This window comes from Sphingobium sp. TomTYG73 (assembly GCF_055394245.1).
The window spans coordinates 714,555-730,492 of record NZ_AP027340.1 but is presented as its reverse complement, the minus strand read 5'-3'; the positions used below and the strand labels follow the sequence as shown (position 1 = coordinate 730,492).

Genomic DNA, 15,938 nt, shown 5'->3' with positions numbered 1-15,938 from the left:
CGTGTCCGCCAGTTATTTCGCTGAATTCCCGACCATCGGCTATGAAGGGCCGGAAAGCGCCAATGACCTTGCCTACCGCTGGTACGACAAGGATCGCGTCATATTGGGCAAGCGCATGGAAGACCATCTGCGCTTCGCCGTGTGCTTCTGGCACAGCTTCTGCTGGCCGGGGAGCGATGTTTTCGGCGGCGGCACCTTCCGGCGCCCCTGGCATGCAGGTGCCAACGACGCGTCGGCGGCGCGATCGAAGCGAGAGGCAGCGCTCTCTTTCATCGAAAAGCTCGACGTGCCTTTCTACTGCTTCCACGATGTCGATGTGATGGCCGATGCCGACACGATCGGCGATTTTCGCAAAAGTTTTGCCGAGGCGGTTGATCATCTGGAGCAACTGCAGGCCCAGCATGGCCGCAAGCTGTTGTGGGGCACGGCTAACCTGTTCAGCCATCCCCGCTATATGGCGGGCGCGGCAACCAATCCGGATCCCGAAGTATACGCCTGGGCCGCGAGCCAGGTTCGAGACGCGTTGGAAGCCACCCATCGTTTGGGCGGAGCCAACTATGTATTGTGGGGCGGTCGCGAAGGTTATGATACGATCCTCAATACGGAAATCGGCATTGAGCAGGAAAATTTCGGCCGTTTCTTGAGCCTGGTCGTCGATCATAAACATCGCATTGGCTTCAAAGGAACGATCCTGATTGAGCCCAAGCCGCACGAGCCGACCAAGCATCAATATGATTTCGATACACAGACCGTTTACGGCTTCTTGAAGCGCTTCGGCCTGGAAGGCGAAGTTCGCGTGAACATTGAGGCGAACCACGCCACTTTATCAGGCCACACATTTGAGCATGAAATCGCCATGGCACGGGCGCTTGGCCTCTTTGGGTCGATCGATGCAAACCGCGGCGATCACCAAAATGGATGGGACACGGACCAATTTCCCAATTCGGTCGAGGAGCTGACCCTGGCCATGCTGGAGATTATCCGCGCGGGAGGCTTCAATGACGGGGGCTTCAATTTCGACGCAAAGGTGCGGAGGCAGAGCGTAGACGCGGTCGATCTTTTCCACGGCCACATTGGCGGGATCGACACGGTCGCGCATGCGCTCATCAAGGCGGCGGCGATCATCGAGGACGGGCGCGTCGATGCGTTCCGTGCGGAACGCTATTCTGGCTGGAAGGAAGATTTGGGGCAGGCCGTTCATTCCAATAATGCGACGCTCGCTTCGATCGCCGATATTGCGGTTTCCCGCGATCTGGCGCCGCAGTTGCGATCGGGCCGCCAGGAGTGGCTGGAAAATATGGTGAACCGCTTCTGATGGAAATCCGAGCAGGCGATTACCGCCTTTTGTTGGAGCCGGAACGTGGCGGCTCGATCTTGGCGTTCGAGTGGCGGGGTGAAGCGTTGCTTCGCCCCGCCTGCGGTCCTGCAATATTGGACGTTGCCTGTTTTCCATTAGTGCCCTTTTCAAACCGGATCGCCTTTGGCCGCTTCCAGGCCAATGGGCGCGAAGTGCAGCTGAGACCGAACTTCCCCGGTTCAGACCATCCGCATACACTGCATGGATTTGGATGGCTGGCGTCTTGGACTGTTGAACACTCTGATGTGAACAGCGTGACGCTTGGCCATCATTATTTGGAAGGGGAATGGCCCTGGCCATATTATGCCGAGCAGCAGTTTGAACTAACGGAGGAAGGGCTAACGATCGGGCTGCAAATAATAAATCATGGTCAAAGCCTGATGCCCGCAGGACTGGGACTTCATCCTTATTTCCCTCGGGATTGCAACACGGTTTATTATGGGCTGCATCATGGCGAGTGGCGAAATGATGGAGACTGTCTCCCGCAAGACTTGGACCTTAAAGACCGGGGAATTGATTGGTGGGGCGGCCGCAGCGTGGAAGAGCGCCGAGTGGATACTGTTTACACGAACCGGCAGGGGGCCTTATCAATTTCATGGCCTTCCCGTAATTTGTCGCTCGTAATCCAACCAGGAGATGCGCTGCCTCATACGGTAGTCTACACGCCGGAGGGACAGAATTTTATCTGCGTCGAGCCAGTTAGCCACGCGACTAACGCTCTCAACTCTTCACCTGATGACGTCAAATGGCTAAAGCCGGGGGAAAGCTTTGCGGCAGTGACGTCGTTTCGCGCCACTAGGAACGGAAGCAAGCCCTATTCTTAGGTTTCGGCGCTAGGCAAACTGCATGGGTGAGCGGAAATGGTTAAGGGCTCGTCGAGCCACTGCTTTTGTTGGCAAATAGCAACACCCAGAAAAAAATGTCCGGCCCAGTTTACTTTTGCACTTGGTTGCGTCAGGATTCTTCCGTCACACAAAAAAAGGGGAATCAACGAGAGGCTAACGTTACGCTTCGATTATAAAGATAGCGCTACCAAAGCCTGTCCTAAGAGGCGTAGGTGTCAAGTGCAAAGCGCGCTTAGGCACGTCAAGCGACAGCGGTTTCTCAGGTCATGTGCGGCGACACAGCAGTATTGGTTAAGTTTGCGCTTTTTGGGTGAAGCTGAAAAGCGGTGCTTTCGGCAAAGTCCAGCCAGACGTGAAAAGTTAAGTTTGAACAATCTATGGGGAGAGGATGATGCAAAGGAATTTGCGTACACACACATTGTCGCTATTGCTCGCAACCAGCGCAGCTTGCGGCCTGTCGGCGCCCGTCTGGGCTCAGGAAGCGAATGGCAACGTCTCGACAGGGGCTAATCAATCCAGCGCCGAAATCGTCGTGACCGCGACACGCCGGGCCGAGTCGTTGCAGAATGTTCCGATGAGCATCAACGTCGCGACAGGCGAGCAGATCGAACGCCTTAAAATTTTCGATGTCAAGGATGTGCAGCAGCTTGCTCCGGGCCTTGAGCTGCGCAACGACAATGGTCGTGCGAACTCCGCAACGCTGCGTGGCGTAAACTTCGACCCTGACCAGGGGACCGGACCGGCAGTTGATCTTTACTTCAATGAAGTTCCAATCGATGCGCAAACGGCTTTCACTGCTATTTACGACATCGATCAGATCGAAGTCTTGCGCGGACCGCAGGGCGGCCTGCGCGGCCGTACGGCTCCATCGGGCGCCATTACCATTCGGACCCGCCGTGCAAACCTCAATAAGATCGAGGGCTATGTGCAGGGCAGCGCGACCGAAGATGCCGGCTACAACGTGCAGGGCGGCGTATCGCTGCCGGTAATCGAGGACAAGCTTGCCATACGCGCCTCGATGCTGGTCGATGGCAACCGTTTGAACCAGGTGCGCAATATCGTTCGTGGCGACCGTTCGCAAAGTCGAACCGAAAGCGCCCGGCTGTCGGTTGCGTTTCAGCCGACGGACGGCTTCGACATCAACGTGATGTATCAGTATCTGAATGCTGATAATATTCTGTACCCGCAGGTCTTTGGTCCGGGCAATCCTGTAATTGGCAATCCGCCGGTCGGATTGGATGATCGCTATACCTTGGCAGAAGGGCGCAGCCGCTTCATTAATAATAGCCATCTGCTCACCCTGGATGCGAAATATGATCTGGGTCCCGTCACCCTGTCATTCGTCGGCGGACATCAGGAGACCAAACTCACCCAATATGGGGAGTTTGACGCGGGGAATGCGATCCACAACTATGCGCCAACCCAGATCACGCGTACGCCCTATAATGTCGACTCTGGTGAACTGCGGTTGATGTCCAACAATGATGGCTTCTTCAACTGGACGATCGGCGGTACTTACAGCAAGAATACCGGCAATGTGACAGTCGATAAACCGTTGGATTACATTCCCAGCGTACCCGGTGTCCCCGTTCCTGTGGCTCCCATTTTTCCTGTCCCCGGCGTGATCAACATACCTGTTAGTGGTGAAAGCTACTCTGTGGCCGGCAGCGTTCGGCTCCAGCCTACTGACAAGCTGACCTTTGAAGCGGCGGGCCGTTATTCCGTTATCAGCGGAAAACAGTTCGCAACCATCTCCATTCCGGGCGCTGGAACATTCCCGATCGTAGATTTCGAGAAGAAATCGCATCCATTCACTGGATCCGCCACGCTGACTTACAAAGCTACCCCGGATCTCACCGTTTACGGAGCATATGGGCGTTCATTCCGTGCCCCGACGGCAGGCGTCGGCGTACCGCAGAATGTCAGTCAGGATCTGGCAATCAGCAAAGCGGAGCATGCCGATACTTTTGAAGTGGGCTTCAAGTCAGCCTTTTTTGATCGTCGCTTGTCGCTCGACGTTGCAGCCTTCTACCAGAAGTTCGATAACTTCATCTCCCGCTTCACTGGGATTGCGACCGATCAGGGCACCAATATCGACGTTACGGGTGATGGGGTTCCGGATGGCGTATATTTCGGCCCGCCGGACGGCACCGTGGATACGAACGCCGATTATAATTATAATGGCAAAGCCACAGTTAAGGGCATTGAGGCGACCCTCGCAGGTCGGCCGACAGACAATTGGGACGTGTCAGTCAGCATGTCGTACGTGAAGGCGCGTTATAAAAATGCGCTCCTGCCGTGCAACACGGTGGATCCGGTGACCAATCAGTCCATCGTTGTTCCCAATTCGGCATTCGGCGGAGTCAACAACGTTAGCTATTGTCAGCGCAACTCGCGTCTTGCGGACGTGCCTGATTTCAGCCTCACTGCGAACAGCGAATACCGCTTCGGAACTGGGCCGATCCAGCCGTTCATTCGTGGCCTGATCACCTATCGCCCGAGCGTTTATTCTCAGAATCAGCAATACCGTTATCCTCATCGCGAACTCATCAACCTGTTCGTCGGTTTGCGAGGTGGAGATACGAACAAGTGGGAAGTATCGGCTTTTGTCCGCAACCTGCTGAATCAGAACAAGGTCACTAACATCAGCATCAACAATGCGACTATCACCGGGAACAACGTTCTGGGCGGTCCTGGTGTGATCTTCGATTCAGGATATCGCTCTGTGAACCTCACCAATCCACGGGAGTTCGGTATCTCCGGGTCGTTCCGTTTCTAAACTCTCCACTCCCGCCAGCGTTATGCGCTGGCGGGCCTTTTCGTGCTCCGACGCTGGAAAAATCGTTGGCGCAAGGATATAATGGTACGGCCCTGTTTACTTTTCCCCTCTTCCTGTTGTAAGATTTTCATATGACGATCCGCCCACTACGTTGCGGGACGCCTATGACTTTTTGAACGGAGGATTCCTTGGCTGACCGGCTCGCCCTTACGCGGCGCATGTTCATCGCTTCAACCGCTCTGGCGATGCCAGTTACGGCCATGGCCGACGTTGCGGGCAAGCCCCGATATCGCGACGCGAAAGCTCCCATCGAAGAGCGCGTACGCGATTTGTTGAGCCGGATGACTTTGGAAGAAAAAGCCGCGCAGATGCGGTCGATCGCCTACACAAAATCGCTGTTTCTAGAGGGTGACCTATTTTCGCCGGAGAAGGCCAAGCAGGTTTTCGTGAACGGCATCGGTCAGATCGGTAACCCGAGTGATACCAACGGAACGGCGCGTGTAGCCAAGGACAATTACCGTTCACCTGGAGAGACGATCGACCTCGTCAACGCCATTCAACGACATCTGGTCGAAAATACGCGTCTGGGCATTCCCGCACTGTTCCATGAGGAGACGGCTCATGGTCTTAAGGCGAGGGACGCGACGATCTTCCCAATTCCGCTGGGCCTGGGCAGTACGTGGGACCCAGCTTTGGTTGAGCAGGCTTACGAACTTGCGGGGCGCGAGGCTCGGATGCGGGGCGCAACGGTTGCGCTTAGTCCCGTCCTCGACCTGGCCCGTGATCCACGATTTGGCCGGGTGGAGGAGTTTTTCAGCGAAGATCCCTATCTGGTGAGTCAAATGGGTATCGCGTCCGTGCGTGGCCAGCAGGGCACACGCCCCTTGGCGGCGGACAAGGTATTCGTGACGCTCAAGCATTTCATACACGGGGCGCCCGAGGGTGGGCTTAATACCGCGCCCGCCGACATGAGCGAGCGGACGCTGCGCGAAAATTTCCTCGTGCCCTTTGCCCAGGTGATCAAGAAAACCGACCCGGCCGTCATCATGCCGTCCTATAACGAGCTTGAGGGCGTTCCCTCACATGCCAGTTATGAACTGCTCCAGCGCACGGGCCGAGAGCGACTGGGTTTTCGCGGCGCCTATTTCAGCGACTATGGCGGCATCACCAATCTCGTCACCCAACATTATATGGCAGCGAATGATGATGAGGCTGCGGTGATGGCGGTACATGCGGGCGTCGATGCTGAATTGCCTGAGGGCCAAGCCTACGCCCGTTTACCCGAACTAGTGCGTTCCGGGCGCATCCCCGAAGCGAGTCTGGATGTAGCTGTTTCCCGCATTCTGGCGCTGAAATTTGAAGCTGGTCTGTTTGAAAATCCCTATGTCAGCAAACCGCGCGCGCTGCGCCAGGTCAATGCGCCGACGAGTAAGGCGCTTGCCCGCAAAGTCGCGCAGAAATCGATAGTGCTCCTCAAGAATGACGGCATATTGCCGATCAATACCGCCAGGCCGCAAAGGATTGCGGTGATCGGACCCAATGCGGTCGAGCCGTTGTTTGGTGGATATTCCTCGGTGAACGCTCAAGCCGTGGGGATTTTGGAAGGTGTGAAAGCGGCTGCTGGTCCGGCGGTATCCGTCGAACATGCTGAAGGTGTTCAGATCATCAAGCCTGACCCAACGGGCCAGCATTTGCCGGCTCGGGCTGCCCGGTATCCCGATCCTGCTGAGAACGCCGCGCGCATCATTCAGGCAGTGGAGGTTGCAAAGCGGGCGGATGTGATACTGCTCGTCGTTGGCGACGTTCCGGAAATCACGCGAGAAGCGATCCATGGAGGTGCGCCGGGCGATCGCAACACCCTCAACCTCTTCGGCGATCAGGATGCGCTGGTCGAAGCCATGATCGCGACGGGGAAACCCATAATCGCCTTGTTGATCAATGGACGCCCTCTTTCGGTCAATCGCTTGGCTGAGAAGGCCAATGCTTTGATCGAGGGCTGGTACCTTGGACAGGAAGGCGGGAATGCGTTCGCCGATGTGCTGTTTGGGAAGATCAACCCGGGTGGGAAGCTGCCGGTCACTTTCCCGCGCTCGGTCGGTGACCTGCCGATGTTCTACAATCAGCACCCATCGGCCAAGACCGGCAAGCGCTATGTTGAGACCAAAATAACGCCGCTCTTCCCTTTCGGCTATGGCCTCAGCTACACGACATTCGACATTTCCGCGCCTCGCCTCGCGAAATCCACGATCGCAATCGGGGAAACGGCCATAGTGGAAGTGGATGTCACCAACAGCGGTCCCAGAACAGGCGACGAGGTAGTCCAGCTCTATGTTCGTGACGATGTAAGTTCCGTGCCGCGCCCGGTTTTGGAACTGCGGGGGTTTGAACGTGTGACATTGAAGCCCGGCGAGAAACGCACGGTAAAGTTCAGTCTTGATCCCGATAGCCTGGCCTTCTGGAACATCGATATGGCTTATGTCGTCGAACCGGGGACTTTCACCATCCACGCGGGGTCCAGTTCAGCCAGCCTGAAATCGGTAAAGCTCACGGTCGTTTGATCGGCGAAATTGGAGAGGGCGCCGTAACGCGGCTGCCTGAGGAGTAAAAGTGATGTGGGACCGCCGAGAAATCATTGGGGCCGGTGCGGCAGCTTTGGCAGCTTCTGCTGTGGCCAGGCCAGCATTTGGGCAAATCGCTGCCGAGCATGTCGAGATCGATCTACGCCGTGATGCGGGTGCGCTTGATCATATCTGGTCCCGTTGCGCCGGATCGGATCGTGCCTCCGCAACGCTGCGCGAGAGCTGGCGCCACGATCTCGAGCGCTTCCATAATGAAACGGGGCTTGAGCGCGTACGTTTCCACGGCATCTTCAACGATGATCTGGGTGTCTGGCCTGGCGGCATGAACGGCAAGGACCCGAACTTCCAGAATGTCGATGATGTCTATGACGGCGTGTTGGCAAGAGGTGTCCAGCCCTTTGTCGAATTGAGCTTCATGCCCAAGAAGCTCGCCAGCGCGAATAAGAAGCTCAATTTCACCTATGATGCCAACATCAGTCCACCGGCCTCTCCAGAGGCGTGGGGCGCCTTCATTCAGGTTTTCGTGCGTCACTTGCTGGATCGTTACGGGGCCTCTGCGGTGCGCCAATGGTATTTCGAGGTCTGGAACGAGCCCAATCTCAACTGGTTCTTCAGCGGCACGCAGGCTGACTATTTCGCCATGTACAAAGCCGCAGCACGGGCAATCAAGGAAGTTGATCCCAAGCTGCGCGTCGGCGGGCCATCTTCTGCGGCGGCGCAGTGGATTCCCGAGTTCCTGGGCTTCTGTGCGCAGGAAAATCTGCCTGTCGATTTCGTGTCAACGCACATCTATGCCGGGGACGATCAGAAGGAGCTGTTCGGCGAGGCCAATCGCTATCCTCACAAGGACGTGATTCCGGCGGCCATGGCCAAGGTCAGAAGCCAGATCGACGCGACGCGATACAAGGGCGCCGAACTATGGCTGTCAGAATGGTCGTCAGACAGCCCGGCGATGATTGCGCATATCATCAGCAATTGCCTGCCTTACTGCCATGCCATGGCGCAATGGTGCATCAGCAATGTGTTTGAGGAAATCAACTTCCCCAACTTCATCCTTAAGGAAGGTGATGGTGGATGGGGCATGCTGGCCCAACGCGGCATCGCGCGGCCGGCTTTCAATAGCTACAAATTGTTGCACCGGCTCGGCCAGCGCCGACTATCAGCGACGGGGCCGACTCTGGCGAGCAAGACGCGAAACGGGGCAGCGGCTTTGGTGTGGAACCTGGCCGAGGTGAAGCAGCCTGCGGGCATCCCAGGCATGAGCAACCAGCGGATCGTCACGGGAGAGCGTAAAAAAATCGAGGTCAAACTCAAGGGAGCCGCTCCGGGCAAGAGCGTGCAAGTCAGCTATGTCGATCAGGAGCGGGGTTCGCCTCTTCCCAAATGGCGCGAGCTGGGTTCGCCGCAATATCCCAAAAAGGACCAGATCGAGCAGATTCGCCGATCGGCCGAACTCGCTCCGCCGGAAACGCGGCGCCTGGACGGGCAGGGCGTCCTGACGCTGGATCTGCCGCCTGAAGGTTTGGCCCTGATCGAATTGACGGCCTGATCTGCTTTGTTGAATGCAGGCCGTCCATCGACCTTGGACGGCTTGCTGCTCAAGCGATATGTTCATAAGTGGATACGCCTAACGAAAACGGGACATGCGGGTGAAGGAAGCGAAGAAATGCGGTTCAGGGAGAGGCGCAGAATCTAATTCCGGAAGCGCGCCCGTTAGACGCATGGGACGCCCACCGAATAAAAAGGCGGGCGAGATCGAAGAGGCTATTTTATCGGCAGCGAAGGAATTATTCCTTTCGGTCGGTTACGAAACCACCTCGATGGAAGCCGTGGCACAAGCTGCGGGGGTTTCAAAAAGAACCCTATATATTCGGCATTCGACCAAGGATGCACTGATGAGGGCAGTCGTCGAAGATCGTGTCCGTACATGGTCTGACGAAGCCAGCAGACGTAATAGTGACATACCAGAAGAGTTTCCGGAAAGTCTGCGGCGACACGCGCAAACCTTTATCCATATGCTCGCCAGTCCTGAAGTTCAGAAATTTAGCCAGTTAATTGCAACAACAGCGCACCGATTTCCTGAAATTGCTGAAACATTCTATCAGGTAGGCTATAACTACGAAGTCGAATTTCTGACCGAGGAAATAATAAGAGGTACGCGGAACGATCCTGTACCTCCAAAGGACCCCAGGCGAACGGCTATACAATTGTTGAGCATGATACAGGGGTGGCGCAGGACCGAGGAAACGGTACGGACCATCAGTCCAGCCGAAGCAGCGGAATTTGCTTCACAAGCCGTAGACGTTCTGCTGCGCGGCAGGGAAAGTTGGTGATGCCATAAACGGCATGAGCAGGACTGGCCGGATATTCATCCCCGGCCCGCCGAATAGAGCATAATCCGATCACATTGAATCGGATTATGCTCTATTTATCTTTTTCTTTCGGCGTCCTCCGAGCCAGCAGACGACTTCATCTGCTTCGAAAACGCTCCAGCCTTACTTAGCCTTCAGCTTGGCAAGGTCTGCGTCGATTTCCGTAAGCACCTTGTCGGTGATCTGATCGGGCGAATATTGTTGGATATCCTTCAGCGTCATCGACCGGGCCATATCGACCTGGTCGTTGGTGGTCATGCCAGGAACATGCCTTTCCAGAATAGCCTTTGCCGCAGGATCGTCCAGCAGCGTGCCGATTTCCGTCGTCGAGCTTGAATAAGCCGTTTGAGCGAAAGCGGGGAGGGGGGCCATAGCCAGGACTGTCGCGGCTAGAATCAATTGCTTCATCATCCAACTCTCCATCAACGAATGGCAGAACATCTAACAGAAACTCGAAAAAATGCAACGAGACTGTTTACTTGCATGTAGATGTATGAGTATGCCTTGCTCGCTGCTGAATGACACTAATCTCGTGGGAGAGAGACGGCCGAGGCGATGATGGCTAAGGGTAGGAGCCGAAGCATCCCGATATGATCGCTGGCGCGATCGCCTGGGCGGCTGGCTGGAAGGACCGCGCTGCGCCAACGGCAAGGAAATCAGCTCGTAAAGAGCGCTCGCCACACCTGCCTTTTTTATTGGAGTTTGCCCGAGATGTTCCGCGATACCACCATCAGCCGCCGATCTGTCCTGATCAGCTCCGCATGCCTTTTCGCATGGCAGGCATCGGGCATCCCTGCGGCGATGGGGGCTGTACGTCGCCCGCTGTCGAGCCGCGTGAAATCGCTGATTGCGCAGATGACGATCGAAGAGAAGGCGGGGCAGCTGACGCTGATGCCAACCCCCTGGACCTCCGCCGCCGCAGCCAAGATCAACCCCGCTGCCGCAGTCAAGAATGTCGAAAATCTTGTTGGCGACGCGCAGGCGGGACGGTTGGGCGGCGTTTTCAACGGCTTTGGCGTGGATGCGCATCGCAAGTTGCAGGCTGCCGCGATGAAGGGACGGCTCGGCATCCCCATGATCTTCGCGGGCGATGTCATTCACGGCTATCGCACGGTTTTCCCGGTTCCACTGGCTGAGGCGGCGAGTTTCGACCCCGACCTTGCCGAGCGCACTGCCCGTGCAGCAGCGGAGGAGATGGCGGCAACCGGGTTCGACTGGGTCTTCGCACCGATGGTCGATGTGGGCCGCGATGCCCGTTGGGGCCGGACAGTCGAAGGCGCTGGCGAAGATGTGCTTCTGTCCATGGATATGGCCCGCGCCCGGACGCGGGGATTTCAGGGCCGTTCGCTCTCGAACGATGCATCGGTTGCTGCGTGCATGAAGCATTTCGTCGCTTATGGCGCTGCGGAAAGTGGGCTGGATTATAATACAGCCGACATTTCAGAGCGGACGCTACGGGAAGTCTATCTTCCGCCGTTTCAGGCAGCCATCGACGCGGGCTGCGCCACCGTCATGGCCGCGTTTGAGGATATCGCGGGGCGTCCCATTCATGGTGGCCGCGAATATCTGACCGACATATTGCGCGGCGAGATGGGGTTCGATGGACTGGTCGTTGGCGACTATAACGGCGATGTGGAGATCGCGGCCCGTGGTTTGGCCGCCGACGCCCGCGACGCCGCGCGGATCGCAATCATGGCCGGACTCGACATGAGCATGGCGAGTGGCATCTATCGCGACCATCTGCCCTCGCTGGTGCAAGCGGGCGAAGTGCCGATGGAACGGGTCGATGAGGCGGTCGGCCGCGTCCTCGCGCTGAAGGAACAGCTTGGCCTGTTCGAGGATCCGTTCCGGCGCATGGACCTGAAACGCCAGCAGACGCGCATGCGCACGAAGCCTGCGCTGTCGCTCGCGCGCGAGGCAGCCAGACGATCGATCGTCATGTTGAAGAATGAGGGAGATTTGCTGCCCCTGCCACGCAAGGGCAAGCGCATCGCCATCATCGGGCCGTTTGCCGAGGGGCCGAGCAACTTGCACGGTCCCTGGACGCTGTTTGCGGACAACAAGGAAGCAGTCGATCTGGCTAGCGCGGTGCGGACGGCCGTTGCCGACGCCTCGATGGTCAGCATCGTAAAGGGCAGCGATATTACCAGCCCCATTGAAGGCGGTATCGACGCCGCCGTCGCAGCTGCCCGTGCCGCTGACATCGTCATCCTTGCAGTGGGAGAACGCGAAGCGATGTCGGGCGAGGCTGCATCGCGCGATCTGATTGTCGTGCCCCCCGCGCAACAGGCCCTTGCAGAGGCGGTCGCCGCAGTCGGCAAGCCGATGATAGTCGCCTTGCGGAATGGAAGGGCACTGGCATTGGAAGGGGCGATCCTTGATGCTCCGGCGATTCTGGTCGCCTGGTTTCTGGGCTCCGAAACGGGCAATGCCACTGCCGATATCCTGTTCGGCGCGACTGGCCCGTCCGGCCGCCTGCCGGTCAGCTTCCCCATCTCGGCGGGGCAGGTGCCCTATTATTACGCGCACCGGCGGCCGGGCCGCCCAAACAACACGCGCTATATCACGTCGAAATATGAGGCGCGCTTTCCATTCGGCCATGGCCTGACCTATGGAAAGATCAGCTATTCCGATCTCGTCCTTTCCTCCAAGAAAATCGGGATGGATGGCCAGCTGCGCGTCACGGTGACGGTCAGCAACCATGGGCAATATGCTGCCCGGGAATTGGTGCAGCTCTACGTACAGGATGTCGTCGCATCCGTCACCCAGCCGATCCGTGAGCTGAAGGCCTACCGGCATGTCGAACTGGCGCCGGGCCAATCGCAACAGGTGACGCTGGATTTGCGGGCCGCAGACCTTGCCTTCATCGGCGTCGATCTGAAGCCCTTGATCGAGGCTGGCCGTTTCAAATTATGGATCGCGCAGTCCGCTGAGGCGGCAGGGCTGGCGGAAGAGTTTGAGGTCGCTTGATCTGACGGCGCACCTAGGGCGTTTTTGAGCAGATGGAATCCTTTCTGGACTTGTAACGGTTTTGCGCCGGTCACTTATCTCATTATGCCACCTTGGCTTCAAAGGCGATCGGGCTGATGCCACCCAGATATGATGGTGACGACGGGCATTTTAGAAGCCGTTGATGTATTGGAAGATGGCAGCTTCTGCCTACCGTCGCGTTGGCCAGCGCTGCCGCCAGATGAGTTCCGCCTTTAGGGATTTGAAGAACGTCTCGACGGAGGCATTGTCGTAACAATTACCCTTGCCGCTCATTGATGGGCGCAGGCCTTAGGCCCACTTACGATTAGCAGCATTGGCGGCGAAATCACCATCCAGCCAGTTTGCCGCGACACCGAGACGATGGTGGCTGTCAGTTGTAACCTTGTGGCTGCGCGTGCGAACTGGCTTGATCCCGTTGATCTTCATCAGTCGTCCGACCCGGCGCTCGCCAACATAGAGCCCCTTCTCTTTAACTCCATCGTCATGCGAGGACGGCCGTAGCTGCCAAGGCTCAGCCTGTATTGTTCGCGGATATGCTCGGCACCCTGAGCGACGGCGACGTCCTGCTTGCTGACCCCGCCTATGACAGGGCCGCGCTCAGGACCGAGATGGTCGCGCGCGGCGTATGGGCCAACATCAAGCCCAGCGGCGCCACCCGATACGACAAGCGCGACAACAACTTCCTCGCCTCAGTCCAACTCGCTTCCATCCGCATATGGTTGCGACATAATGAGTCGGGCCCCCTAGTCACCTGAATCCGAAGTTCGGTTCATTATTTTTTGGCAGAAGCGTTTGACCGAGGCGAGGATCTCGTCGGCTGACTTCACCCATTTGTATGGCTTGGGGTTTTCATTGTGAGCCGCAATGAATGCCATGATGTCAGCTTCGAGTTCCGCCGTCGATCGGTGGGCACGCGCTGCAACTGCTTGCGCGTCAATTCGGCGAACCAACGCTCAACCTGATTGATCCAAGAGGCCGATGTTGGTGTAAAATGGACATGCCAATGGGGACGACGCGCTAGCCAGGCCTTGATCTTCGGTGTCTTGTGAGTGGCATAGTTGTCCATCACAAGGTGCACGTCTGGTCCCTTGGGCATCTCGGCATCGATCCGCTTGAGGAAGTCGAGGAACTCGGTTGCGCGGTGTCGTTTGTAGCACTTGCCGATCACCGCGCCGGTGGCGATATCGAGCGCTGCGAACAATGATGTCGTACCGTTGCGGATGTAAGTATGAGTGCGCTGCTCAGGCACGCCGGGCGCCATGGGCAAGACCGGCTGCTCGCGATCCAGCGCCTGGATCTGCGACTTTTCATCCACGCACAGCACGGCCGCCCGGTTCGGTGGCGACATGTACAGGCCAACTATGTCCTGCACCTTGTCGACGAACAGCGGATCGCTCGACAGCTTGAATGTCTCTGACCGGTGCGGCTGCAGGCCAAATGCACTCCAGATTCGGCGGATGGTGGTGTGCGACAACCCAGAATCGGCTGCCATGGAGCGGATCGACCAGTGGGTGGCATCCTTCGGCGTTGGTGTTCAGCGTGCGCTCGATCACCCCAGCCACCGGTCCATCCGATACTGAACGGGGTCGACCCGCCCGGTACTCATCGGCCAGCCCCTCAATGCCATCCTGCACGAGCCGACGCCGCCATTTGCCCACCGTATGCTCGTGGACATTGAGACGTGCGGCCACCTCCTTGCTCTGCAGCCCCTCCGCACAGAGCAGAACCATTCGGCACCGGTCGGATAGGGAAAGCGGTGTTTTGCGACGCCGGACCTGACCTTCGAGAAAGGACCCGTCCGCCGCGCTCAAAACCACCAAATCCGCTTGCCTACCCACCATCTCTCATGCCTCCGCCGCCTGATCGACATAGGCACCATATAATGATGCTTACTTCAGTTCCAGGTGACTAGGGGGCAACAACAAGGAAGATGCGCGCTGGATAAAGCACAAGGGGAAGCGCGCTGGAGCTGTTTTCGCTGTTCATCGACGTGGTTGGGGAAGTGAATGTCGGCCTGGATGCCGATCCGTTGCTTCAATATGGGCAGGTGCCCCGCAGCAACTGATTTGCCCTGACTGCTCGTGCGGCCACTAAGCCACGCGAGGGACGGATATGGTCCGTTGAACGTCCGGTGAGGAGCCAGCCGTCATCATATTGGCTGCGCGGACGGTATTCGACAGGAGACATGCGATGGTCATGGGTCCGACGCCGCCGGGCACAGGGGTGACGGCCGCGGCGTGATCCAGCTCGGAAGTCACCGCATCACCCACGATCCTGCTCCGGCCATCCTTGTCGACAATCTTGTTGATGCCGATGTCTATCACAATCGCTCCGGGCTTGACCCAGCCGCCGCGCACCAGGCCGGGACTGCCAGCGGCCACAATCACGATGTCGGCGGTTGAAACGATGGACGGCAGATTCCGCGTGTTGATGTGCGTGACGGTGACGGTGCATTCTCTTTCCAGCAAAAGCAGGGCGACAGGCTTGCCGACGATGTTGGACTTTCCGATGACGACTGCCTTGAGGCCGCAAAAGTCTTGCACCACGCTTTCAAGCAGAAGAAGACAACCGAGCGGCGTGCAGGGGATCAGTCCCTGAGTGCCCGTAGAGAGCCGACCGACGTTCACGGGGTGGAAACCGTCTACATCCTTCGACGGGCAAATGCGGTCCAGCACCACGCTTGCGTCAATGTGCTGCGGCAGCGGTAGCTGGACCAATATACCATGCACGGAGGGATCGATGTTCAGCGCATCGATCTCCGCCAGAAGGGCGTCCTGGGCCGTTTCGCTCGGCAGGCGCCGCTCGATCGACGCTATGCCGACCCGCTTGGAGGCCTTCAACTTGCGCGAGACATAGACATGGCTCGCCGGATCATCACCGACCAGAATGACCGCCAAGGTGGGCGCGATGCCGCAGCGCGTCTGAAAGGCGTCCACGTCGCGGCGAACGGTCTCCAGAATGCCCTCGGCCATCATTTTGCCGTCAATGATCTTCGCCATGGTCAGCCTTGTCATT

At 57.7% G+C, this 15,938-nt stretch carries 9 protein-coding genes and 3 pseudogenes; 8 read left to right on the top strand and 4 right to left on the bottom strand.

Annotation, left to right across the window (positions count from 1 at the left end; translation table 11 throughout):
* Nucleotide 1: 1 nt before the first annotated feature.
* The 6 genes from xylA (at nt 2) to ACZ5TH_RS16130 (ending at nt 9,893) form a co-directional block, all read left to right on the top strand.
* A complete protein-coding gene (gene xylA, locus ACZ5TH_RS16155) occupies nt 2-1,315 on the top strand; it encodes a xylose isomerase (RefSeq protein ID WP_464795277.1) in 1,314 nt (437 codons plus the stop codon).
* On the top strand, nt 1,285-2,181 hold the full coding sequence (locus ACZ5TH_RS16150; protein ID WP_464795276.1) for an aldose 1-epimerase: 897 nt from the start codon (nt 1,285-1,287) through the stop codon (nt 2,179-2,181). The genes xylA and ACZ5TH_RS16150 overlap by 31 nt, the downstream gene beginning before the upstream one ends.
* A 412-nt stretch (nt 2,182-2,593) precedes the next feature.
* Complete coding sequence (locus tag ACZ5TH_RS16145; protein WP_464795275.1) at nt 2,594-4,981, top strand: TonB-dependent receptor; 2,388 nt, start codon at nt 2,594-2,596, stop codon at nt 4,979-4,981.
* 188 nt (nt 4,982-5,169) lie between these two features.
* Nucleotides 5,170-7,539: a glycoside hydrolase family 3 N-terminal domain-containing protein gene (locus ACZ5TH_RS16140; RefSeq protein ID WP_464795274.1), complete on the top strand. Its 2,370-nt coding sequence runs from the start codon at nt 5,170-5,172 to the stop codon at nt 7,537-7,539.
* 109 nt (nt 7,540-7,648) lie between these two features.
* Nucleotides 7,649-9,109, top strand: a complete 1,461-nt coding sequence (locus ACZ5TH_RS16135) for a GH39 family glycosyl hydrolase (protein ID WP_464795273.1) — start codon at nt 7,649-7,651, stop codon at nt 9,107-9,109.
* A 94-nt stretch (nt 9,110-9,203) separates the two neighbouring features.
* Complete coding sequence (locus ACZ5TH_RS16130) at nt 9,204-9,893, top strand: TetR/AcrR family transcriptional regulator (protein ID WP_460988357.1); 690 nt, start codon at nt 9,204-9,206, stop codon at nt 9,891-9,893.
* Nucleotides 9,894-10,055: 162 nt separating this feature from the next.
* Here the strand turns inward: ACZ5TH_RS16130 and ACZ5TH_RS16125 are convergent, their stop codons facing one another.
* On the bottom strand, nt 10,056-10,343 hold the full coding sequence (locus tag ACZ5TH_RS16125; protein ID WP_464795272.1) for a hypothetical protein: 288 nt from the start codon (nt 10,341-10,343) through the stop codon (nt 10,056-10,058).
* Between the two features lie 300 nt (nt 10,344-10,643).
* On the opposite strand from ACZ5TH_RS16125, the gene ACZ5TH_RS16120 reads away from it, so the two are divergent.
* The gene (locus ACZ5TH_RS16120) at nt 10,644-12,902 is read left to right on the top strand and encodes a glycoside hydrolase family 3 N-terminal domain-containing protein (protein WP_464795271.1); all 2,259 of its coding nucleotides are present in this window, start codon (nt 10,644-10,646) and stop codon (nt 12,900-12,902) included.
* An 82-nt stretch (nt 12,903-12,984) separates the two neighbouring features.
* Here ACZ5TH_RS16120 and ACZ5TH_RS16115 read toward each other — a convergent pair.
* Nucleotides 12,985-13,459, bottom strand: a pseudogene (locus ACZ5TH_RS16115) (IS3 family transposase); the annotation flags it as partial.
* Here ACZ5TH_RS16115 and ACZ5TH_RS16110 point away from each other — a divergent pair.
* Nucleotides 13,451-13,678, top strand: a pseudogene (locus ACZ5TH_RS16110) (hypothetical protein); the annotation flags it as partial. The pseudogenes ACZ5TH_RS16115 and ACZ5TH_RS16110 overlap by 9 nt on opposite strands.
* On the opposite strand, the pseudogene ACZ5TH_RS16105 reads toward ACZ5TH_RS16110, so the two are convergent.
* Together ACZ5TH_RS16105 and ACZ5TH_RS16100 are read right to left on the bottom strand one after the other, a co-directional pair.
* Nucleotides 13,667-14,764: pseudogene (locus tag ACZ5TH_RS16105) on the bottom strand (IS630 family transposase). The pseudogenes ACZ5TH_RS16110 and ACZ5TH_RS16105 sit on opposite strands and share 12 nt — an antisense overlap.
* Nucleotides 14,765-15,013: 249 nt before the next feature.
* Nucleotides 15,014-15,922, bottom strand: coding sequence for a bifunctional 5,10-methylenetetrahydrofolate dehydrogenase/5,10-methenyltetrahydrofolate cyclohydrolase (locus ACZ5TH_RS16100; RefSeq protein WP_464795270.1), 909 nt, complete (start codon nt 15,920-15,922; stop codon nt 15,014-15,016).
* Nucleotides 15,923-15,938 lie beyond the last annotated feature (16 nt).